Source organism: Lactococcus sp. dk101, assembly GCF_009601055.1.
Lineage (GTDB): Bacteria > Bacillota > Bacilli > Lactobacillales > Streptococcaceae > Lactococcus.
Window position 1 is genome coordinate 63656 of the sequence record NZ_WITI01000006.1, and the last position, 23544, is coordinate 87199.

At 35.9% G+C, this 23544-nt stretch carries 20 protein-coding genes and 2 pseudogenes; 3 read left to right on the forward strand and 19 right to left on the reverse strand.

Features of this window, described 5'->3' with window-relative positions; genetic code table 11:
• Positions 1 to 18 precede the first annotated feature (18 nt).
• Positions 19 to 489 carry a DedA family protein gene (locus tag GHI45_RS06265; RefSeq protein ID WP_147779962.1) on the reverse strand — a complete coding sequence of 157 codons (471 nt, stop codon included), beginning with the start codon at positions 487 to 489 and terminating at the stop codon, positions 19 to 21.
• A gap of 219 nt (positions 490 to 708) precedes the next feature.
• Between GHI45_RS06265 and GHI45_RS06270 the strand changes: the two genes are divergently transcribed.
• On the forward strand, positions 709 to 978 hold the full coding sequence (locus tag GHI45_RS06270; protein ID WP_147779963.1) for a hypothetical protein: 270 nt from the start codon (positions 709 to 711) through the stop codon (positions 976 to 978).
• Between the two features lie 66 nt (positions 979 to 1044).
• Here the strand turns inward: GHI45_RS06270 and scrK are convergent, their stop codons facing one another.
• From scrK to GHI45_RS06340, 14 genes and pseudogenes are all read right to left on the reverse strand, one after another.
• Positions 1045 to 1905, reverse strand: coding sequence for a fructokinase ScrK (scrK, locus tag GHI45_RS06275; RefSeq protein ID WP_147779964.1), 861 nt, complete (start codon positions 1903 to 1905; stop codon positions 1045 to 1047).
• Positions 1906 to 1908: 3 nt separating this feature from the next.
• A complete protein-coding gene (locus GHI45_RS06280) occupies positions 1909 to 2781 on the reverse strand; it encodes an ROK family protein (protein WP_147779965.1) in 873 nt (290 codons plus the stop codon).
• Positions 2782 to 2995: 214 nt separating this feature from the next.
• Entirely contained in the window at positions 2996 to 4267 is a 1272-nt protein-coding gene (gene dltD, locus GHI45_RS06285) for a D-alanyl-lipoteichoic acid biosynthesis protein DltD (protein WP_147779966.1), read from the reverse strand.
• Positions 4257 to 4496: a D-alanine--poly(phosphoribitol) ligase subunit DltC gene (gene dltC, locus GHI45_RS06290; protein WP_147779967.1), complete on the reverse strand. Its 240-nt coding sequence runs from the start codon at positions 4494 to 4496 to the stop codon at positions 4257 to 4259. The genes dltD and dltC overlap by 11 nt, the downstream gene beginning before the upstream one ends.
• Positions 4497 to 4523: 27 nt before the next feature.
• Entirely contained in the window at positions 4524 to 5741 is a 1218-nt protein-coding gene (gene dltB, locus GHI45_RS06295; RefSeq protein WP_147780006.1) for a D-alanyl-lipoteichoic acid biosynthesis protein DltB, read from the reverse strand.
• Between the two features lie 4 nt (positions 5742 to 5745).
• Positions 5746 to 7236: a D-alanine--poly(phosphoribitol) ligase subunit DltA gene (gene dltA, locus GHI45_RS06300; RefSeq protein WP_147779968.1), complete on the reverse strand. Its 1491-nt coding sequence runs from the start codon at positions 7234 to 7236 to the stop codon at positions 5746 to 5748.
• A 20-nt stretch (positions 7237 to 7256) separates the two neighbouring features.
• On the reverse strand, positions 7257 to 7385 hold the full coding sequence (locus tag GHI45_RS06305; RefSeq protein ID WP_147779969.1) for a teichoic acid D-Ala incorporation-associated protein DltX: 129 nt from the start codon (positions 7383 to 7385) through the stop codon (positions 7257 to 7259).
• Between the two features lie 59 nt (positions 7386 to 7444).
• Positions 7445 to 8368, reverse strand: a pseudogene (locus GHI45_RS06315) (alpha/beta hydrolase).
• Between the two features lie 216 nt (positions 8369 to 8584).
• Complete coding sequence (locus tag GHI45_RS06320) at positions 8585 to 9277, reverse strand: YjjG family noncanonical pyrimidine nucleotidase (protein ID WP_147779972.1); 693 nt, start codon at positions 9275 to 9277, stop codon at positions 8585 to 8587.
• Positions 9278 to 9291: 14 nt separating this feature from the next.
• A complete protein-coding gene (locus GHI45_RS06325) occupies positions 9292 to 10134 on the reverse strand; it encodes a thymidylate synthase (RefSeq protein ID WP_147779973.1) in 843 nt (280 codons plus the stop codon).
• 501 nt (positions 10135 to 10635) lie between these two features.
• Positions 10636 to 11259, reverse strand: coding sequence for a class C sortase (locus GHI45_RS06330; protein ID WP_255471393.1), 624 nt, complete (start codon positions 11257 to 11259; stop codon positions 10636 to 10638).
• Positions 11246 to 11518, reverse strand: coding sequence for a hypothetical protein (locus GHI45_RS11395; RefSeq protein WP_228386033.1), 273 nt, complete (start codon positions 11516 to 11518; stop codon positions 11246 to 11248). The genes GHI45_RS06330 and GHI45_RS11395 overlap by 14 nt, the downstream gene beginning before the upstream one ends.
• A 77-nt stretch (positions 11519 to 11595) precedes the next feature.
• Entirely contained in the window at positions 11596 to 13098 is a 1503-nt protein-coding gene (locus GHI45_RS06335; protein ID WP_147779974.1) for a SpaH/EbpB family LPXTG-anchored major pilin, read from the reverse strand.
• A 96-nt stretch (positions 13099 to 13194) separates the two neighbouring features.
• Positions 13195 to 16041, reverse strand: coding sequence for a SpaA isopeptide-forming pilin-related protein (locus GHI45_RS06340; RefSeq protein WP_147779975.1), 2847 nt, complete (start codon positions 16039 to 16041; stop codon positions 13195 to 13197).
• Between the two features lie 795 nt (positions 16042 to 16836).
• Here GHI45_RS06340 and GHI45_RS06345 point away from each other — a divergent pair.
• Complete coding sequence (locus tag GHI45_RS06345) at positions 16837 to 17064, forward strand: transcriptional regulator (protein WP_147779976.1); 228 nt, start codon at positions 16837 to 16839, stop codon at positions 17062 to 17064.
• Between the two features lie 1480 nt (positions 17065 to 18544).
• On the opposite strand, the gene GHI45_RS06350 is transcribed toward GHI45_RS06345, so the two are convergent.
• Both GHI45_RS06350 and GHI45_RS06355 read right to left on the reverse strand, forming a co-directional pair.
• The gene (locus GHI45_RS06350) at positions 18545 to 18733 is read right to left on the reverse strand and encodes a hypothetical protein (RefSeq protein WP_147779977.1); all 189 of its coding nucleotides are present in this window, start codon (positions 18731 to 18733) and stop codon (positions 18545 to 18547) included.
• Between the two features lie 539 nt (positions 18734 to 19272).
• Positions 19273 to 19537 (reverse strand): annotated as a pseudogene (locus tag GHI45_RS06355) (bacteriocin immunity protein).
• 64 nt (positions 19538 to 19601) lie between these two features.
• Between GHI45_RS06355 and msrA the strand changes: the two are divergent.
• Positions 19602 to 20132, forward strand: a complete 531-nt coding sequence (gene msrA / locus GHI45_RS06360) for a peptide-methionine (S)-S-oxide reductase MsrA (protein WP_147779978.1) — start codon at positions 19602 to 19604, stop codon at positions 20130 to 20132.
• Between the two features lie 162 nt (positions 20133 to 20294).
• Here msrA and GHI45_RS06365 read toward each other — a convergent pair whose 3' ends face one another.
• Both GHI45_RS06365 and GHI45_RS06370 read right to left on the reverse strand, forming a co-directional pair.
• The gene (locus GHI45_RS06365; protein WP_147779979.1) at positions 20295 to 21317 is read right to left on the reverse strand and encodes a virulence RhuM family protein; all 1023 of its coding nucleotides are present in this window, start codon (positions 21315 to 21317) and stop codon (positions 20295 to 20297) included.
• Positions 21318 to 21573: 256 nt separating this feature from the next.
• A complete protein-coding gene (locus GHI45_RS06370) occupies positions 21574 to 23463 on the reverse strand; it encodes an ABC-F family ATP-binding cassette domain-containing protein (RefSeq protein ID WP_147779980.1) in 1890 nt (629 codons plus the stop codon).
• Positions 23464 to 23544: the final 81 nt, after the last annotated feature.

A 23544-nucleotide genomic window follows, 5' to 3' on the forward strand; every position in this document is an offset into this window, starting at 1 on the left:
AAAAACGCCCACGCGTTTTTAATTGGTTTTGAATTTTTTCACAATAATTTTGCCAATCAGTAAAAAAGCAAGAATGACAATAACGGCAGTAATCAAAAGACCAATGGAACCTTTAACAATCGAATTAAATAAAGACAAACCGCCAAAGGCATAAACAAAGGCCCAAACCACATAACCTGGCAATGCAGCCAGCGTGTATTTCAGCCATTTCCAATCCAAAAGTCCTGCGCCAAGCTGGACAACAGACTGAAGGCCAACGGTTAAAAAGCTCAGAGGAATAATCGGCCAGCCGTATTTCTTGAGAATCAGCATACCCATCTTATCCTCACTATCGACTTTTTTCTTGCCCCAATTTGTCTTGATAATGCCGCGATGTGCAAATTTTCCAATCCAAAATGTCGTTTGCGCGCGGCAAAAAACGCCTGCAAACATAAACAAAGTCGCTTGCCACAAGGGAAGTTCTGATACCCAGTTGATAATACTATTCATCGTGTTACTCCTAATATCTTACATTTATCATTACAATAGTCCTATTTTAACACAAAAAATGCTAATTCATGACATTTTATGATTTATTTCACAAATTCATCACTTCATCTCCTGTAACATTTCTAAATGTATCCGATTTCAATTCCGTAAAATTGTGTTATACTATATAAATGAAATTCAATCGTGGATTTTAGCTATATTATAATAGGGGGAAATAAAATGGCTTATCAAATTACAGGAATTCATGTCAGTACTGACACATTAACTCACAAGGAAATCATCACCAAAGTCCAACTTTCTGACGGAACAACGGAGTCCGTTGAGCAAGTTATTCGTTACTTAGATTCAAATTATGACTATTTCTACGCGACAAAAAATGGCAAGCAAGAAAGGTTACAAGCCATTCATGACTCGATTTTGGAGACACACCTTCAAACTAAAAATTGTAATAAACAGCAGGATTCTATGTTTGAACTTCCACGATTTTAAATAAATCAACAACTTCTTTTCTGTCAGCTCTGACAGAAGCTAATAAAAAAGTCCTTTCGGACTTTTTTATTTTAATTCATTTTTTGCAAGTCTAAAATTCCCAACCGTTGCAGAACCATTATCCGCAATCACTGGTAAAACCAAATATTCTTCAACAGTCGTAGGCAAAGCCACGTAGGCATTTAAAAGTTTGACAAACTCCTTTTGCACACGCGCAAGCATGCCTTCTTTTGCCATGACACCACCGCCAAATACAATTTTTGCAGGCGCCAAAGTCAAGGTGGCATTCATTGCCGCTTGAGCAATATAATAAGCTTGAATATCCCAAACAGGATGATCGGCAGGCAAATCCTCACCAGTAATGCCCGTTCGTGCTTTCACAGAAGGCCCCGCCGCAAGTCCTTCCAAACAATCTTGATGATAAGGACACACCCCTGCAAAATCCAAATCTTGCGCATGACGTTTAACCAGTTGATGTCCCATTTCAGCATGCGAAACACCACCGATAAAATGTCCCTCTTGAACGGCACCACCGCCAATTCCTGTACCGATTGTAAAATAAACCAAACTGCTTTCGTTAGTTGCCATCATTTCACCATAAGCTGACGCATTGACATCTGTCGTAAATGCCATCGAAATTTGGAGCGCCATTTTTAATTGACCTAACAAATCAACGTTTTTCCAGCCCACCTTTGGCGTACTAGTAATGAAGCCGTAAGTTTCATGCTTCTTGTTAATGTCAATCGGCCCAAAAGAGCCAATCCCGAGGGCATCGACTGGATTTTCTTTAAAAAAGGCAATCGTTTTTTGAATGGTTTCGTCTGGACTTGTGGTTGGAATTTGAACCCGTTTGACACATTCAAATTTTTCATTCCCAACTGCCAGCACAAATTTTGTTCCGCCTGCTTCAATACTTCCTAATTTCATCTGTTAGTCCTTTTCATAAGTTTTTTTAAAATCTACCGCAGCTCCAATCAAGTTGGCATTGTTACGATAATGACAAACTGCCAATTTTGGCATAAATGGTGCCATGCCAACCCGTTCAAGAATGACACTTAATTGCTTTTCAAGCTCTGGAATAAGCCAATCTGCTTGTGAAACACCGCCGCCAATAATGATTAACTCGGGGTCAAAAGAGTATTGCAAGTTGTAAATGCCCTTAGCCACATTGAATGTAAATATATCCATCTCAGATTTGGCAACAGGATCGCCAGAAAAAGCCAAATCAAAAATTTCAATCGCCGTCAGCTTCGTTCCTGTACGTTGAGTGTAACGATCTTCCATGCGAACCGTTGTTCCAAGTTCTGAGAAGGTATGTTCATCATCCATTATCATGAAACCAAATTCACCGCCAAACAAATGCTTGCCGTGATGTACTTTGCCATTCATCACCACGCTTCCGCCAACGCCTGTCCCCAAAACAAGAAATAAAACGTTACTCAAGCCTTTAGCTACACCAAATTCGACTTCGGCAAGTGCTGCGCAGTTGGCATCGTTTTCGATAGAGATGGGTAAACCGAACCGCTTTTCTAGTTCCTGATGAATATTAAAATGGTGAATATAAGGCAGGGCACTTGCTCCCTCAATCACGCCCGTTTGCTTATTAACAGCACCTGGAGCACTGATAGCAACGCCCTCCAAATCATATTTTTCCTTGTAAGCACTGACAAGAGCTGTCAAACGCTCATAAAATACATCAAGTGTTGCTGGAGTCTTAAAACTTTCGTTTTCACTCAATTTACCAGTCGTAAAAACAGCAGATTTGATGGATGTGCCTCCAATATCAATGGTCAGTAATGACATAAATTCTCCTCTTATTTCTTTTCTATTTTATCAGAAATCCAAAGCTGTAAGCTGCCCTTTTTAACTTTTGTCACAAATTTCAAATTTAGTTATTTGATTGAGCGGTAAAAAAGAAAAGGCTTTCTTTGTCTTTCTAATTATAACACGAATTGATCTTCTTTTGGAATAAGTGCAGATAAGCTTTTCTTAAAATAAAAAAGCACAAAAAGTGCTTTTATTTTTGATTGGCCCAAGAATGAGAAAGATAAGTTTGATTATCAAGTTTATAAGTCGGATAAACAGCCTTTTCTTTCATAAATTGTTGAATAGAAAGACTTGCTTTTAACCAGCCTAATGAGCCAAAATGATCGGTATCGCCAATAAAATAAGGGGTCTTATATTGATTGGTGAAGTCCACAATATTATTAAACCCTTGACTTCTCAACTGAACTGTTATCTTACGACTAAAATCTTCTAGCATTGAGATGGAAAGTCCCGTATAATTGTACCACTTGGCATTGACCGGCTGAATGATAAACTGAACATCATCATGATTTTTGGCAAAAACATTCAGTAAAGACTGAAAATCAGCATATTCCGGACTTTGCAAATAGCTTACGGACTTTTGATAGTCTTTCAACTTGGTCCAACGATGTCCAAGATTAGTATTCCAAACCTTATTATTGATTTGAAATGGGTTATTATTTTGATTTTTTTGAGCATAGTCAACCGCTAATTCACTCAGTAAAGGATTATTTTGTACATTAGGTAAGAGAGCCGCGTCTTTTTTGGCTTGTCCGAGACCGTCAACTAGCTTGCTTCTTTCTGCACTGAGCGGAGAAAACAAACTGTCTTCACGTTTCCAAAATTGATCCGCCGCAAGAACCATAACTTTGTCAGTTGCCCCAATCGCTTTTCCCTTACTCAATGACACTAAACAACTCTTAATCAAAGCATCATCAGTACTGCCCTTGAAGGCTAATAACCGACGGGCAAGATACTGACTACTGCTGTCTTTCGGATTGGCTTGAGCCAACCAAGCGTAGATTTCTCCTTTGGAAACAAATTGCTCAAAAGCCGTTTCAGAAAGGCCTCTTTGCGTGAACCACTGCGGACTAATGATGAAAACAATTTTCCTATTTTTCATTTGATTAGCAATCGAAGTCAGATAAAAACTATGCGTTAGAGATGAAGTGCCTGGCATTCCAACCAAGTAGGGCGTGTAATTAGACGGATAATGACTAAAGAACGCCGTCGGATGATATGGATTGACATGTTCCAGTTCTGAGGAACCTAATATGGGTAAGAGCTTGGGATTGGCAAAAGCCTGTTCTTTTTCTGCATATCCAATAAAATTTAACCGATTTCCCGGGTCAGCCGCAAATTCTGACAATTCTTTCTGTGAAAATTTGGGACTCACATTGATAGGGAGAAAGAATAATAAGAAGACTAAAAGAAATGCCGATAAGAGCGGTGCAAGTTCTTTCAGAATTTTATTACTTTTCATCTATTTTTTCCTTTATGCGCAGGATAATTTTATTAGCAGTATTCCAGTCCTCTCGATCCATTTCACTTGGTGGCAAGCTAATATCAAAGGCGTTTTCGAGTTCGATAATCAGCATGATAGCCTTCATCGAGTCCAATATGGCTTCTTCAAACAAGTCCATGTCCAATTCATCTCGAAATTCATCTGTTCCAGATACGCTTTCGATGACGTCTAATACTTCATTTTCCATTTTTAATTCTCCTTGAATCGTTTATTTTTAAAAGTTAGGAAGCGGAATTTTCACATGCATCGCATACATGAGTGCATCGTTCGGAATTCCTGAAAAAATCAGAAAGCCGATAAATACAACATTAAAAGTAATAAAAATGCTAATGCCATTGGTCAATGCATTGGCAGGAATTTTCAAGCCTCTCTTTTTCTTCCATCTGAGCCAAGCATCATATCCAATCAGCAAGAAGGCATGATAGAAACCATACACAATATAGTACCAGGTAAAACCATGCCAAAAGCCCATTAAGCCCATTGAAGCCAAGTAACCACAGGTCGCTACCGTCACCATATTTTTAGTCCATTTCTGGACCATGATGGTTTTCATTAACCGCATGGCCACAAAATCACGGAACCAAAAGCTTAAAGTCATATGCCAACGGTTCCAAAAGTCCTTGATATTTTTGGCGATAAATGGCCGATTAAAATTATGCGGTATATCGTATCCCATGATGGCACTCACACCAATAACAAACAGCGAATAGCCAGCGAAATCAAAGAATAAGTAAAGCCCGTAAGCATACATACTTCCAGTCATGTTTAGAAAACTGGGACTTAGCGTCGCTTGTATAGCTAAATGATGTAAAAAATACGTGTCAATCAAATAGCCAATGATATATTTATACAAGAAACCTTGAAAAATATAGAAAATTCCTTTTCCAAGCAAGTCTGGATAGTTTTTAGTCAAGGGGCTTTCCATTTCCTTGCGAAAACGTCTGAAGCGATCGATTGGGCCAGATGAAATCGTTGGGAAAAAGTAAAGAAAATAGAAATATTCTTTGAGTGGCACGTCTTTTATCAATCCATCACGAATTTCTAAAATGATGTTTACCGTTTTAAAAGTAACATAAGAAATTCCTAAAAATCCAAAAAGCGATTGCGGATGAGCTGGATCAATCAAAGGTGTTAATTTGACCATAAACAATGGAAAAATCGATAAGAGTAAAACGGTCAGAAAGACAGAGAATTGATTTTTCTTCCATTTTACTTTATAGTGCTCATAAAACTTGATGAGGACTGTTTCAAATCCTCCAAAGAATAGCAAGGCCCACAAGGACATGGTTCCAGAAAAGGTAAGCCATAAAAAAGCGATGGTAAAAAGGACTTGATACCACATGAGCTTTTTCCCAAACGCATGAGCAATCACAATCGGCAACAATGCCAAGCCCAAATAGACAAAATAGAAAGGCGATGAATAAGGTTGCATTGCTTTAACCCAATACTTGCGCCGCAAGCAGCTTTCTATCTATTTTTCCGTTAGCGTTTAGTGGAAAGTCATTTACAAAGACATATTGTGTGGGCAACATATAATCCATGATACTTTTCAAAAGTTCTGCCTTTAAACTTTTACTATATGCCCGTTCTTCTGCCTTGTTTTCAAATTTTTGGCTTGCCTTTAAGACAGCAACTAAGCCAACCACTTTATGTTGAGGGTCTGTTTTTGGTAGGACAATCGCCTTTTCAACGGCTTCAATCCGAAGCAAGTGTGCTTCAATATCTTGCAATTCAATTCTAAAGCCATTGAATTTGACTTGAAAATCTAGTCTGCCTTGATAATGAAGCAAGCCATCAGCGTCAATACTTCCAACGTCACCCGAATGATAAGCCTTTTGATTAGCAATTTCAAAGAAAGCTTGCTTGGTTTTTTCAGGATTTTCAAAATAAGCTTTGGCAACTGAATCACCCACGATAATCAATTCTCCGTCCAAGATTTTGACTTCGACACCAGGTTTGGCATAGCCCAATGGAATTCGGTCTAATCCTTGAAGGAGTTTAGGCGTCAATAAAAGCTGGCTGATTGCGCCTGTTGCTTCCGTTGGCCCATAAGTATTATAAACGGCGGCATTTGGAAAACGTTCCAGTAATTTTTTTGCCGTTTTAACCGTTAATTCTTCCCCACAAAAAATAAATTGTTGTAAATCAGGGTGCTTTTCGGCAACGAATGACGGATCAAGCAAACAAATATCGACAAATGAAGGTGTTGAAATCCAAGTATTGATTTCACTGTTATTGATTCGCTCAAACAAGCGTTTAAAGTTTGTTGTTTCCTCTCGTGATAGAGAAACCAAAGTTCCACCTGTCGTCAAACAGGGATAAATTGAAAAAATAGACAAATCAAAACTGTATAAGGCCTGTTCCAAGAAATGATTATGTTCAATTTTCTGGAAATCTTGGTTCATCCAGTCTGTAAATGAAGCTAGATTATCATGCGTCACTTCAACACCTTTGGGAATTCCTGTTGTCCCTGATGTATAGATGATATAGTTGCTGTCATTTCCTGAGACACTTTTGCGCAAGTCCACTTGCTCCCAATCAAAATCAGGTTGGCCTTGATAAGAGATAGCCAAGGTGTGCCCCAACAGCTTTTTCAAGTCTTCTTCTACTGGGCTTGTCGTCAAAATGAGACTTGGTTTTGAAGCATTCACAATCATTTCAACGCGTTCAAGTGGCGTATGCGCATCAATCGGAATATAGGCACGCCCTGTCTTAGAAACAGCCAACATACTAGCTAAAGTCAAGAAGTCATTTTTACCTAAAACCATTATTGGACGACTTGATCCTTGGGACTCATCTATTTGGTTTGAAATTGCTTCAATCGCTTGAAATAAATCGCTGTAACTATAATCTTGACTACTTTCTGATAATGCTATCTGATCTGGATTTTGTTTGGCAACTTCAAAAATTTGTTCTAATAGTGTCATTTCTTTTCCCCCTTTGGTGTTTAAAATTCGTTATAAATAAAGTGCGCTCCACCTGTATGGCTGTATGAATAGAGATAAAGTAAAACGACAATGATGATAAAATAAAAGAGCGTTTTTGCTATGTATTTCCAGAATGCTTGATGTTTCATATTTTATAACCTCTTCTTATTTCTCTCCTTGACTCATTTTCAACTGCTCCATTTCGCCTTTAATAAATGATTTTCTTGATGTAGTTTTGAACCAATGGTTCTAAAACCACTCGACCGTGCTTGTATTGGGTCGGATAAAGGTAAATGGAAACAGGATTTTTATTTGCCATTAACAAATGGTAAATGGAAAAAGTATCTGCCCAAGGAATAGCGCCGTCCGTTTGTTCAGCAGTATTCCAATTTCCTTCTAGGAGATAAATTTGCGTCTCTGGACTGATTTAGCTGTAATGGGCAGCGATATAATCATACATGGGCGTTTTTAGAATTGGACCATTGGTCAAAAGCGACGTCAAAGTCTCGCCCACTTGAAAATGTGCTTCCGTATTGTATTCGCCATCAAGTGAAAGATACTTTTTGACTTTAGGCAAGTTGGCTACATTGGCATAATCCATCATGTAGTAGATTGCTCCAGTTCCCCCAGACGAATAACCGACCAAATTGATGGCTTGGTAATGGTATTTGCTGACCAAATAATCCATGGCCACTTTGATGGCTTTAGCATAAATCTCACCGCTGATGGTTCCTTTAACAGTAGCAAACTCGATAATCGGCGTTTTATCCAGCGGATTGATGCTACCAGATACGTTCAATTTATCATTTTTAGAAATGTCAACTTGTAAATTTAAGCAGTCTTTTTGCGGGCTGAGGGTTGGAAACATGCCCTCAATAAGCCGGTCTAACGGATGAGCAGTTCCTCCTGAACCCGTGATATAAAAAGTCGGGATGACGCTACTGCTTGTACTTGTTGCTGTTATTATCTTTGTTGTGCTGCTACTTGATGAGGCGATTGTTTTTCCTTGTGTGCTCCTTTTTTGAGCCGCAACACTTTGTCTGCCAAGTAAAAAGCTCAGTCCAATCATGATAATGATAAGGACGAGCAAGGGAATTGTTTTCATTCTTTTTTTATTTAGTCGCTTATTCATGCATCACCTCACCTTTTTTATTCTTTGAATTATAGCACAATAAATCAGCCAAATTTCGTCCAATCATGAGGCTTTCATTCAAATTTAATGATAATTTTTCATAAGTTTTTTTTATAAGCTTCTGTATTCTATAAAATATATTCTACCATATTTTTAGCGTTTAAGCCAGTTCATTAATTACAAAAGAAAAAAACAGCCTAAGCTGTTTTTCATTTATTATTTTGTTGTCAGTACTGACAAGAGGTCTAAGAGATCCGAAATCTCGACATCTGCTGTGATGTTCTGATCAGCAGTCTGTCCTTTGGGATTGTACCAAATGCTTGTGATACCTGCGTTCTTACCACCTTGAATGTCAGAGGTTAAACTGTCCCCAATGATGATAAATTCGTCTTTTGAGTCAAAGTCAATCTGATCAAAAACATGCTCAAAAAAGGCCAAACTCGGTTTTTGCGCGCCTACTTCTTCGCTAATAAAAACGTTTGAAAAATAAGGTAAAATACCCGAAGCCTCAATTCGTGGTCTCGAAACACGTGACAAGCCATTGCTAACAATATAGAGCTGATGGTCTGTCTCAGACAGATGGTCAAGCAGCTCTTGCGCATGCTCCATCAGTTGATGGCCCTGTGAAAGATAGGTTTGATAGGCTTCATCGATAGCAGGCCCGTCGAAATCTCCAACAAGCTCAAGCGCCTCAAAAAAGCGAACGAAGCGTTGCGCAATCAAGTTTTCACGTGAAAGATTGCCTTGTTCAAGCTGGAGCCAAAGGGCTTTGTTTTCACGGTCATAAATGGCTCTATTTTCTTCCGTATCTGGAATTTGATAGGCCTCAAATATTTTTCCTAAAGCAGCATATTCTGCCTGGTCAAAATCAAGCAGTGTGTTGTCAATATCAAAAAGTAATTTGGTCATTTTAGCTTTCTCTATTAGATTGCCAAGTCAAAGCGTAATTGTGGTTTGACTGGTTCATAGTCAACGAGTTCGAAATCCTCTGGCTTAATGTCAAAGAAGTTGGTTCCGTCAGGTACATTCAGAACCAGACGGGCTTCTTTTTCACTCGGTGTACGTGATAATAATGTGTTGGCTTGTTCAAATTGATTGTCGTAAATATGAAGATTATTGATAAAATAGAAGAATTTGCCGACTTTCCAAGAGAAGTGTTTCGCAATCATCATTTGGAGTGCCACATATTGCATAGCATTGATGTGATGCGCGACTAACATATCGTTTGAGCGTTGGATTAGGGTCGCATCAAGATAGATTTGACCGTCGGCTTGACGTCTTACTTCAAACATGGTCTGAAAAGCACATGGCAACAAGCCTTCAGTAGCTTCAAAATCTTCATATTGCCATAAATTAATGATATTTCTGCGGTTCCAGGGATTTTTTTCTAAACCTGCCAAAAGTTTCCCAATGATGTCGTATTTTTTGACCGTCGCACCGTAACGTTGACCGATAGTTCCTGTCGTTCCGACTTCCCATTCGTCCCAGTAATTGACACCATATTTTTCTTTCAAAACACTCAAATCACTGGTTTGATCTTGATAAATCCACATCAATTCTTTAATAGCACTTTTGATTGGAATGGGTCGTAAACTTGTAATTGGAAATTGACCATTTTCTAAATCATAAACAGCAAATGCGCCTGTGATATACTTGCTATTTGCTGTTTTACCATCCTTGTATTTTGGACGGGCTTGCTCTGAAAAAACACCATTATCTAAGATATTTTGGATGTTTCCTTTAAAAATCTGGTCTGCGTAAGCCATTTTTGTTTTCCTTCATTCTAAATTTGTTTGAATTTTAACTCATTCATAATTATTTTTTCATTTATCCTACTATTTGTATTCTATCACAAAATATTACCTATAATAAAACAGTTAAAAACGGAAGACCGTATATATAAAATAAGTCCGTGCTTTTATCAAAGTTTGAACAACTCGAATACTTTCATCCCTAAATTAAGTTCAGTCTTCTCTCAATTTATAAAAGCACCGAGCTTGAGTTCGTGTGCTTCTTAAAAAAATAATTATTTTAGAAACAGTTATGAGAACATTATATCATAATTTAGTTCCTTCCCAATTTATAAATGATGTTCTATTCAAAAGAACCATCTGTATTTCAAAAGTACTAGATAATATACTAAAATTATTTTATCTATTTTTAATAGCCACTCTATAACATCTTTAAGAATACATGATATCCTCATTGTTATCATTATAACTATACTATTTGAACTTTAGTTAACAGGATTGTGACATTACTTATCGTTAAGTTGCCTTATTATGACCTAAGCAGTTTTTCACAACAATCCATATAAATATCACAAATATCAAGAATATCAATGCTAAAATTATTATCATCTGTTTGATATGCTTGTATTTAATATTTTTTATTTGACTGGTCGTTTCATTGTTCACATATGTAGTTCTGACGCCGGTGACCAATAATCGATGGGTGTTAACCATATAAGGTGTGCAAGTTACAAGGGTAACCTGATCTAAATTTGCGTCAATTTTTAAACTGTCCAGTTGATTAGGTAGAACTGTCTTAAATTTGACAATTTTGTAGGCCAGCTTTTTGCCTTCTACTTCGATATAAAATTTATCTCCCTTACTCAATTTATCTAAATCGGTAAATAATTTCTTTTCGGGGACACCGCTGTGACCAGTAATGACTGAGTGGGTACCATCCCCACCTATAGGAAATGATGAGCCTTGCAATACAGTAGCTCCTTCATCTAACAAAACATCATTCGTTTCATCGTATAAAGGTAAACTCACATCGATTTTAGGAATATATATTGCTCCAATTAAGTGTGAATTCAAGTATTTTTCAGTCACTGATTTGTTTTTTTCTTTTCCTGAAGAAAATGGATCTTTAACATCTCCCATTCCTGGAATGTTCGTTAAAGCATTTTCTTTTATCAGTTTTTTTGTTTTCACTTTCCAACTCAGCTAGTCGTTCATTTTTTTCTTTAGCAGTTAACTTAGAATACTCTTTTTGATAATTGGTAATCACACTTTGGTCGTATAAATTATTAACAGTATTAGAAATAAATGGATACGATATAACTAATATGCCTGAAACGAAGAGTAAAAGCATAATTAATTTAATAACTATCGAGTTTTTTCCATTTTTTTGGTTTTTCATTTTACCTCCATAGTCATTTTTAATATCTTATTAAAAAATAAACTGGGAAGGCCCCAGTTTATTCTTAAATCGAACCTTTATGCAATTTTACCTTTTTTTCTATACCAAAGCACTGAAACCATAATCATAAGCAAGCCGAGTGCAAGATATCCAAGGATTCCTGCACCACCGGTTGATGGAAGCAATCCTTTTTGAGTATTTTTAACTTCTAACACGGCTGAACCATATTTTCCATGCTCTACAGTGAACGTAATTGTTCCATCTTTAAGTAAAACATAATCAGACGATGGGGCTTTTGTTTCATTAAGAACGTAATCCCCGTTTGTAAGTCCAATTACTTTGAAAGAACCATCAGAACCTGAAACGACTGTCGTTGCATCAGCTTTCGATGTCACCCATTGGTCAAATACATATTCGCCTCTGGAATTTTTTGCACTTTGGAATTTGGCAAATTTAGTTTGGTCTTTATTCGCAATTACAAATTCAGCACCCGAAAGTGTTTTGCCAGTACTTGCATCTTTTTTAACAAACTGGTATCCACCTGTACCAACGGGTGTTGGAGGTGTGATTTCTTGATTAGGGCCATTGTTAATTTGAACATTGGCTTTATTCGATTCAAGTGAGTTTGGATCTACTTCTGCAGTTAACTTCATGTCATAAGTAATTTTCAATTTTTGACCTGCAAGAGCTTTAACTTTCGCACTTGTGAGAACAAAGTCAATTGTGAATCCGCCATTTACATAAGTGATATTATAATCAGTGCCTGCAGTTAGGCCAGTTACTACAACAGTTCCATTTACTAAAGCTAAGCCAGTTGTTGGTGTATCGGAAACTTTGTAGCTAGTAACGGCTGTTGGGTTACCAATGTTAGCAGGAATATTAACAGTCAATGCATAGTTTAAGGTATCACCAGTGGAAACGTTCGCAAATGTTTGATCACCTATTGTAACTTGGCTAAAGCTTCCCACATTGACAAACTCTTTAGTATCCTTTGAAGTTACATTTTTTGGATAAAGTTGAATGTTTGTATTAAGCGTATCTGTTGGTTTTTGATTGGCATCTAACTTGTAAATTGGAAGTGCGATGACAAGTGGAGCAGACAACTTCGTAACTGTGATATTATCTGGAGTTTTAGTTTCCAAGAAGAGATATACTTTGTATTTACCATCTGTTGTCTTCATAGGTAAGTTGTCAAAGACAGCTTGCCCTGCACCAGCAGTCACTTTTGATGTAACAACTGTTGCATAAGTCGGAGCACCTTGTGCAGCGTCTGTTTGAATCTTACTCAGTGCAGTTTTTTGGTCGCTTCCTGCAATGTATTCATAATATTTCGATGAAACATCATAAACAGTAAATTCGGATCCATTCAATGGAGTAGCTGATCCATCAAAAGTCATGGTTTCCCCAGTATTTTGAAAATCGGCTGGTGCTTGGTCATTCCAAATCAATTTATTGATCGTAATTTTAGTGGTTGTGTCGGTAACGGTATCATCGGCATATCCCATATTATGGGTAGCAGCAAGGGCCGAGATTCCAAGTAACAAAGTAAGTGCTACTTTGATAAATTTTGGTTTTTTCATACTATCCTCCAATAATAAGCTTGAATTATTATTATTATTATTTTTTATTTTTTACTCCGGGTACAATTCAATTAATTACATTATGTTTAAAAGTTTTTATTTCACATTCTTGCGTTTACCATTAAGATAAAATAATCCAGTGATGATAAACATTATGAATAACAAACTTCCAACAATCCAGTAAATAATTGGACCAGATCCACCAGTTTGAGGTAAAACACCTTTCATCTGGTTTGTTACATTAATTTGAATATTATGATTATCAACAGTAACTTCTTTATTATCTACTAAAACTTTACCGTTGCTTTGGATAACAATTGTGAATGTCTTGGTTAAAATCGTGTACCCATCAGGTGCTTGTGTTTCTTCTAGAGTATAGGTGCCTGGTTTAAGTCCTGAGTATTTAAAAGTATACCCATTTGAATCGGTAGTCCCTGTAATTTCTGTACCATTCAAAGTTAACTTAAATTTTGCTCCAGGAAGATTATTTCCAAGATTATCTTTTTTAGTAACTGTAAGTTGAAGCGGGATAAATTGTTTCACATTTTTATACGTTGTTGCATCTACTTGAGTAGAATCATAACCAGGTACGGAAATTTCGTTAGAGATGGAGTAAGTGAATGCGACTCCATTCGTATTGTATTTAGGTAACCATAGAATTTTTTGTCCACCCTTTATAGTTGCCAATTGTTGTGTAGTTACCGTCCAACTGTTTTGTTGGTTTGTTCCGGTGACATCAATATATCCTAATTGCCATGCATTTGTTTGCGTGGTATTCTTTCGAGTGACTTGATATGTAATACTTGATGGACGTAGGGAGGTGTCACCATCATATTCTTCCCAAGTTTTATTAAATGTAAGGCTTACACCTTCACCTTTTGCGGATGGAACACCAAAGTCAACTTTGTTGTCCGGATTCGCAATATTAGGTGCAAAGGTTGTTCTACCATTCATCTGGTACCATTGACCTGGTACAAAATCACTCGTTTCTGTGTTAAGTCGAACTTGATAGTGAATTTGAATTTCTTGACCTGAGCCTAGATTGATTCCTGAAGAACTTAGTGTGCCGTTACTTACTGTTACACTAGGTAGGCTTGTCACTGCCGTGGTTCCAACACTCTTTATATCTGGGGTTCCGTTATAAATAAATTGTGAACCAATAGGATCCGAAATTGATCCATTTATTACGGTATTAAAACTACTAACTACATCTTTCGCTTGATTCATCAAATACGTTTGAATATCAGAAGATGTTTGTGCATCTTCATATTTAGCTGGAGATGCTATCAGTGAAGCTTTCGCCCTTACTTGCCCAGTCGATAAATAGGTTACATTATTAGAAGTATCTGGGCCAAGTTGAATCCCCAGTGTATGTAGCTGAATACCACTATTCTTTGATAATCTAGCTTCACCCAAAGTCGCTGCCCATGTATCTGGTATTGATTGTCCTGAAACATTATAAGGAGTTACAAACTTAGAAGTAAAACCTTGAGCTTCAATCGTCGTGTTGAATGTTGTACCAAAAACAACAGAATTTTCATTAACTGCACTATTAATATGGTAACTGAACGTCGGGACACCATCCGTTAAAAGAATCATCATTTTATCATGACCACTTGTGTCACTTTGTAGCATTTGTGTTCCTTGGCGAATTCCTAACTGTGTGAATGTTCCTCCTGAGAAAGTTACATTTAGCTTATTATTGATACTTGTTGCTTGTGAATTTGATACATTAGACATAGGAACTGTAATATAACCGTTAGCTCCTGTGGCATATTCACCTGGGCTAGAGAATCCAACTAACCCTACATTAACATACGCACCCAATCCCGCATCTTGAATTGCCTGAAGGAATTGTTTAACTCCCGCTCGTGTTGCAGATGCCCTATCGGGTTCCATAGATCCGGACATGTCAACAACGAGGACAATATCCAAGGGCTTGATATTCTTTTGTGTGTTTCCACGAATATTTAAGTAGACATCATACAACCCTGGAGTACTTGTCTCTTTTGCGTATTTACGAATTGCAAAATCGGCATTACTCCCTATACCTCCATATTCTATATATGAATTTGTCTGATTAGTAGGATCTCCACTCCAACTCGTAAGTCCATCCCAAGTACTTGAAGCATTTTTATTTCCTTGGTGGTTGACTACAGTTGTATTTCCAGTAGATGTCCAGCTATTTGTGGGATATGTTCCAGTGGAATCTTGAGTATACTTTGGTGAAAAATTTTCAAAAAGTGTCGCAGAAAGTGTAGTACTGAGAGCAAAGTTTGAAGGATAAACTACAGATTGAGTAATTTTTACACTTGAATTTGTTGAGGAAGATTGGCTTTTTTCACTCTTTGTGCTGCTATTTGTTGCCCCCTCACGAGTGGATGTACTAGATTTCGACTCTGATGAAAATGATGTTTCTGATTGAGATCTAGATTCTTCTGTCTGCTCAGGAATACTTAGCTTATAAGTTTTTCCAACATCAGCAGACAAAACATCCTCATCAACAATTGTATTTTTACCGATAATTTTTTGAGTATCCATCTGAATACTTAGGAAAATATTTTCTATATCTTTAGTCGATGAGACTTGAAATGTACCTTCTTCCGATTGGGTAAATTCTGAGTTATATGTTGATTGGCTCGTATTACTCCAATTATTACTTGAAGTGATAGTCAAGTTTGCATCCGAGTTAAAACTAAATTTCAGTTTTTGTTTAGACATCAAATCAGTATCAATTATTTGATACTTAACTTCCCAGAGATTCCTTTCGGTTGTTTCAGTAACATTGTATGATACCTTTAGGTTGCTTGCACTAATTAGTTCAATATTATCTGACGTGCTTTTTAAGGTATCTGAAACTACTTTAGTTCCAAACAAAACCCCTGGAATAAAATTTAGCAAAATTACTAAGAGGCTTAAATAATTTAGACATTTCTGTTTCATAACATTTTCCTTTCTTGTTATATTTTAATTATTTTGTAATTTACCTCCTCAAAATTTTTATTTTTTAAATAGCTATTTTAACACAAACATATGACATAATTGTGTTATATGATTACAATGTACCATATTTTTTTAAAAACACAATAGTAAATTACTAATTATTTTATAAAATATTCTGTTTTTTATAAACAAGCTGAAAAGCATTGGTAAAACTGTATTTATTTGCTTTTTTTGAATTTAATATCTTTCAAAAAAAGCAAAATATCTATATAATAAGCACACAAGAAGTGTATTTTGCATGAGAATAATCGATACATGAATATTACATAAAAATATTTTCTGAATATTCACTTTTTTTAATAATTTATTTATTTTTTTCATTATTGTTTCTTTTTTGTGTCTATATATTTTTTGTTTGATTTGTTTAAACGAAACTAATTTTTGTGTCTTTTTTCTTTTTTCATGATATTAGAACAATAATAAAGGAAATAAATAAATATATTAAATAATAATTATATATCACCTACACCTAGAATAAAGATGGTTATAAAAAAATGATGAGCATATTTCAATTGAAATTATTGGTATTCTTATTCACATTCACCCGTCAATTTTTACATAGATTATCACTTTCAGTCTAAAATTAACTGTCTGGCTTTTACATATTTTAAATTATGAATGACTGAAAGCATTTCACATCATATTGCTACAGTGATATGATACAATTTATATCATATCACTGTAGCAATATGATATAATTTATATCATAGAATAATTTAGGAGGTACACTATTATTTGAATTTTAACTTAAAAAAATATTTAAAAGACAATTCTCTTACAATTTATGGGGTAGCAAAAGATTCTGGTTATGGTTATACTACTCTCCATCAATCCTTTAATAAGACCCAGACTAATTCAACAAGCTTAAATTTAAGAGATATAGACGCCTTAGCTAAAGCACAGGATAAGGAAATGTGGCAAGTACTTAGGGAATTGGAATACTTCTATCCTAACGAGGACTAACACACAAAAAATTTACATACCATAAGTAAACACAATGGTAAATAATTTTTTTCATTAATGCTCTAACTATAATAAGGAATAATATTAGGATTATAATGATCCTTATTTATTTCCTCCACTTTAAATTACACTGTATTGTATAATTTAAATCTAGTCACCACAATTTTTGAATTGAGGTCTGATACTTAAATATTTTTCCTTGGATGATAACTCATCCGAGTTTCTATATGAGCGACTTCGCCTGAAGTCGTTTTGCTTTATCTTGTGACAGTAGTCAGCAAATAGTCTTATATAATTTCCACTAGTTTGGGATCAGCATTCCAATAAAACACATTAACCGACCTTTTAGAATTCACGCCCCTTGTCTGTTGTGAAATATTTCAAAAGTAATACCCACTAAATCTCTATCCAAGATAATATTGAGCGATATAGCAGACTTATCAATAATTTCACGAATAATCTCAATACTTTTCAAAAATTTCGTCTAAGTCACTAAGTATTACTCATTGGCTTCAGGTATTATTACCACGAAATTTTTTCAATAATTATTTGTTCATTAGTTTAGATTACATTTTAATCAGATTTTGGCCTTTCTTGAAGTAAATATAAGCCTATTTACGGTTCTTTACAACAAATAATCCATTTCATTCCAGATATTAAGACAATTCAAGCTTAAAAAGCTTGAATAATCACTGTATGCGCTTGTTTATATTTCGCTTGTCATAATGATTTTTCAAAGCTTTCTGCTTTTTATAATACCAGTCGTACCTCTAAATAAATATCCGAGATTCTTAATATTCAGTGCGTGTCATTTAATAACAAATGCTTTAGAAATTTAATTTTCTGTAAAAAGGCCATTCTCGATCAAATAATGGAGGCCACCAATATCTGATATTGTTGGACCATTGTCGTTATCTAAACAATAACTTATCACATTATAAAATTTATCATAAGTATTAAATGCATGCCTAATTCATACTTGCTGCTTTAGTAAACTAAAAAATTTATCGACGCCTGTGTAGTCATATAAATTTTTTTATACCTCAAAGACTTGATAATGTAGTGAATTTTAAGTAGTACGGTAAGATTTGGAGAGTTTATATTTGATTGATAAGGTGAAGCTATGGAGTCACTATGAATTATTTCATTGTTAAACAAATCTAGGGAAAGATTAAGATAAAGTTTCTCAAACACATCAATTTTTAAGTCCCGAATGATAAAGATTTATTTACTGAAAACTTGAATTATATTTGGATTCTTTAAATAATTCTGATTTTAACTTCATTTATTATTACATTCGTACTAAAATTTTTGGGAGCATAGATCGCCTCACAAAAATCTATATTATCTGGTTCTTCCTGATTGTAAAACGTGACTACTAATATAATTTATATAATCATAAACAAATTTGAAATAAGAAAAGACTTTCCATTTTTGAAAAGTCTATGTTTTGGGGGCAATAGCAATCATCTTCTACTCTTTAATTAACTCTTTCTTCAAATTCTTTGAGTTCATCTTCATACTTGTCAAACAGTTCTTTTATGGCTAAATTGATAACCCAAATTCTATTTTCTCTTTCTAGCATATTTTCTTCCTTAAAATATCGAGAAAGCCGTGGAAGTTTTTCTGAGTTTGGAGTGTTGAGATAAAAATTTACTAATTTTGTCATTTATGTTTCTCCGTTTTTTCTCACTTGTAGTTAATATGATATATGAATTATAACATATGCTTTTTAATACTACAACACATATTTGTATGTATTTTTAATTACATTCAAATATGTGTGATATTTTGAGAGTTAAGGCTACTAGAAATTCGATCTATTTTTTTACATCCACAATAAAAAATATTACTTGCAATCGTAGATTGCTAGATAAATTCAGGTGCCTCAACACTGTGTCCTGGCCTACTGACAGCTTCACAAACTACTGGAATGATGTGATATACATAAAAAAAGCGAAGATAAAAATAAGCTAGAATTAACTAATATAAATATTCGTGCTAAATGAATTGTCGTTTTATACGTGGTAACATATATGTGACATAGGATAGAAGCTATTTCAACATAGTACCCCCAAAAAATTGCATAACGTTATTTTTTCAGTATGAGAGTCAACCTAATGTAATTAGTTTATAATGATACTTTAAAAGTAAACAACAAATTATTAAAGAACTCAATTTTTTTGAATTTATTTGGTTTCAATTCTATCATAAAACACGGCCCACTCCTGTACCGAATAGTCCATCATCACTTATTTTATGATAAAAGTCTGTGACCATTGGAGTCAAAGTATAGCGAAGCGCAAGCGGACGGAGCATGACTTCAAGCTCTCGTAAGGCCTTGTTGATTGGCACTTGGGCCTCAATTTTTTTTTGTTTCAAGTAAACATTGGCGCTCAAACGTACGAATGTGTTTGCTTAAAATTAAATTGTACAGTTCATTTAAAAGTTCTGTCTTATCCCATTTTTCCATGAGCTCATTATATCATTTTTAAAGCGGTCTCATGATATAATGGCTTAAAGAAAGAGGTGCGAACATGATTGAAAAAGCAATATTTGCAGGCGGGTGTTTTTGGTGTATGGTTGAACCTTTTGAGGAAAAACCGGGCATCATTTCGATTACCAGCGGCTATACAGGCGGACATATTGATGATCCGACTTATGATCAAGTGACTGGAAAATACAGTGGGCATACCGAGGCTGTTGAGATTTTATTTGATAATGCCTTGATTTCCTATGAAGACTTGGTCGAACTGTATTGGACACTGATTGACCCAACTGACATGGACGGTCAAATCTATGACCGTGGAGACAATTACCGGCCAACCATTTTTGTGGACAATGATCAACAACGTAAGATTGCACAAGCCAGCAAAGAAAAACTGGAAGCTTCTAACATTTGGAACGCTCCTATCGTGGTTCCTATTTTGGACAGTGAAAAATTTTGGCCAGCGGAAGCCTATCATCAAGATTTTTTCAAAAAAAATCCCAAACGTGCAAAATCAATGCACCAAGCCCGCAATCGCTACTTGGCTATGAAAAAATTGAAAGCCAAATTTCATTTGTAAATAGAAAAACGTCAGTTAAGCAATACTATTTCTTAACAGCGATAAATAAAAGAAAAATCTCAACCGATAAGTTTCGTGTTGAGATTTTTTAGCTTTAACTTAATAACATTGGCTGGTTAAGTGGAGCCACTTTTGATGGACTAGAATTATAAAAAGCAAATTTTAGTCCTCAAAATCCAATAATAATTTATCAAAGTCAGATAAATATTCTTTATCTTGCCTCACACGAAATTTTTCAAACTCACTTTCGGCAAAAGATTTTGCGACCTCTGCTTTAATCTTCCCAGCATTTTTTAGCACTTCTTCATCGTTGAACAGCAGAAAGGCATCTAATTTTTCTTGCCAATCTTGCATACTCATCGGAATATTCCGACGTGCTTGTCGTGTGGCATAATCCAAGTACATACTCACGATTTCATTCAAATCTTTAATTTCAAGCTGAGAAAGATAGTTTTTAGCCACAGAAACATCTGATTTTACAATTTTTCCATTTGGTGCATTTCTCCAAGTCGCAAGCCCCATATGTTCTTTTTCAGAATCCGCACGATTAAAAATAATTTCTGCCGCAGTCTGTCCTACAATCGCAAAATGAAGTTTATTCTGTACAACTGCGAAGAAATTTTGAGCAAGATAACTCTGTGGTGAATAATCAAAGCTCAAAGCATAAATATCTGTGATTTTTTGATAGACTCTGCGCTCACTCGCTCGAATTTCTTGAATTTCTTCCAGCAAATGTTCAAAATAATCTTCATCAAAAATTTCATTATTTTTAAGTCGTTCTTTGTCTAACAAATATCCCTGCGTGGTATATGCTTTCAAGACTCGTGTTGCCCACTGACGAAAATGAATAGCTTCATCGGATTTAACGCGATAGCCAACTGCAATGATTGCCTCCAAATTATAATATTTAAAATTATAGGTTTTACCATTACTAGCAACTTGTCGGAAATTCCGACAAGTTGAATTTTCATCTTGCTCATTATCAGCATAAACTGCTTTTAAGTGCTCTGAAATCGTTGAACGCCCTTTACCGTATAATTTTGCTAAAGATTCCGTCGTCATCCAAACATTATTATCTTCAACTCGCACTTCAATGTTATCAACGCCATTTTCCTTAGCAAAAATTAAAAAATCTGCGGTAGAATTTCGGATTTGAAATATCTTATTATCTTGTTTTTCTTTCATTTGTCAGTCCTCCACTATATGATACGTAAAAATTTTGGATTTGTACCATGAAACTTAGTTGAAATAATGTAGGGAATTTTTTCGTTAAAGGTCATTTTGAATTTTCTTGATAAAATCTCGCATTAACTTAATTGATTCCGCAAGCTCTTCTTGTGTAAATCTAGGATTTTGCTTATTCTCAGTTAGAACTTTTTTATTTTCACTTCATTGAAAATCATCGATAATTTCACATCATATTTTTACTCTACTGAAAATATCATACACGTTCAGATAAATATTCCCAGCGTTCGTATTTTTCTTCGAGTGTTTTGGTGATTTGGTCGAGTTCTTTTTGCAAATCTAATAAAAGACCACTATTGGAGCCATTTTCGTTCATCTCGGTATCGATTTCTTCAATCCGGTTTTCGAGTTCCGCAATGCTGTCCTCGATGGTTTCCCATTCTTTCTTTTCCATATAGGTCAACTTGACTTTGGCTGTTGCACCTGTCGCGTCTTTTTGGACTGGCCGGCTAGTCTGCACCGTTTTGTCAGCGCTGACCGCCTTTTCACTTTCTTTCTCCATTGCTTTAACAGCCAAATAATCGCTGTAAGCGCCGAAATAATGACCGATTGTTCCATTTTCAAAGGCTAAAAGTTCATTTGAGACTTTATCTTGGAAATAACGGTCATGGGAGACGGTCAAAACTGCGCCTGGAAATTGATCCAAGAAGTTTTCAAGAACTGTCAATGTAGCAATATCCAAGTCATTGGTTGGTTCGTCTAACAGTAAAACGTTAGGTTGCAAAAGCAAGATTTTCAAAAGATAAAGACGTTTCTTTTCGCCACCTGAAAGTTTTGAAATCAATGTGCCATGCGTGCTACGGGGGAATAAAAATTGCTCCAACAGGTTGACCACGGAGATGTTTTCTCCTGATGTATTATGCGCAGCGGCAGCCACTTCTTCGAGGAAATTGATGATGCGCTTGTTTTCGTCAAGTCCTCGCACTTCTTGGCTAAAATAACCAATGTTGACCGTTTCACCAATCTCAAGCAAGCCTGATGACAAGCTCAACTCCCCTGCAATGATATTGAGCAAGGTTGATTTTCCAACCCCATTGTCGCCGACAATCCCGATACGCGCATGCGGTTTAACAATCAGCTCTAAGTCTTTAAAAATTGGACGATCTGGGAAACTAAAGCTAGCATCTTTGAAATGAATGACTTTTTTGCCAAGTCTGCTACTGGCAATATTCATGTCCAAATCGCCCAGCGCCTTTTCAGTTTGAAGGCTGTCTTTCAAATCTTCAAAACGTGAAATACGTGCTTGTTGCTTGGTACCACGCGCTTGAGGCGATTTTCTAATCCAGACCAGTTCAGACTTGTAAAGCTGTTTTGCCTTGTGTGAACTGGCAGCTTCACGTTCCTCATCTTCTGCTTTTTTTGCTATATAATCTTGATAATTGCCTTGGTATTCTTTTAATTGTGAATGATCCAGCTCAAAAATACGTGTCGCTACTTGATCCAAGAAATAACGGTCATGGGTCACGAACAAAACGGTTCTCTTGGCATTTTTCAGATAGTTTTGCAGCCATGCAATCGTTTCAACGTCCAAATGGTTGGTTGGTTCGTCCAACAATAACAGGTCTGAAGGATTAACCAAGGCTTGAGCCAGTTGGACACGGCGTTTTTGCCCACCAGACAAGGAGCCGATTTTGCTTTTGACATCTGGCAAATTGAGTTTGGTCAAGACGGTTTTGACATCTGCTTCCACATTCCAAGCGTCCAAGCGATCCATGTCTGCTTGAATACGTTCAAATTGGGGCATCTTGCCTTCTGTCAGCTCTGACAGAATAGTTTCGTAAGCTTTGATGGCACGCATTTGAGGCAAATGGTCATCTAACACCGTATCCAAAATAGTGGCATCATCATCAAAATCAGGCTCCTGTGTCAAATATGTCATGCTATAATTTGACGGCTTCTCAAATGGTGACACATCACCATCAAAACCTGTCTGCCCCGAAATGACATTGAGCAAGGTTGTTTTTCCTGTGCCATTGATCCCCATAAGTCCAATGCGATCGAGGTCATGAATGATAAAATCAATGCCGTCAAAAACCGTTTTTTCTCCAACACTTTTCGTTAAATTTTGTGCAATAAAATCTGCCATTTTTTTCTGTCCAGTTCTAATTTTTTCTTATCAGCTCTTATCATTATAACATAAAAAGCCTATCCTTAAGGCACTTGTGTG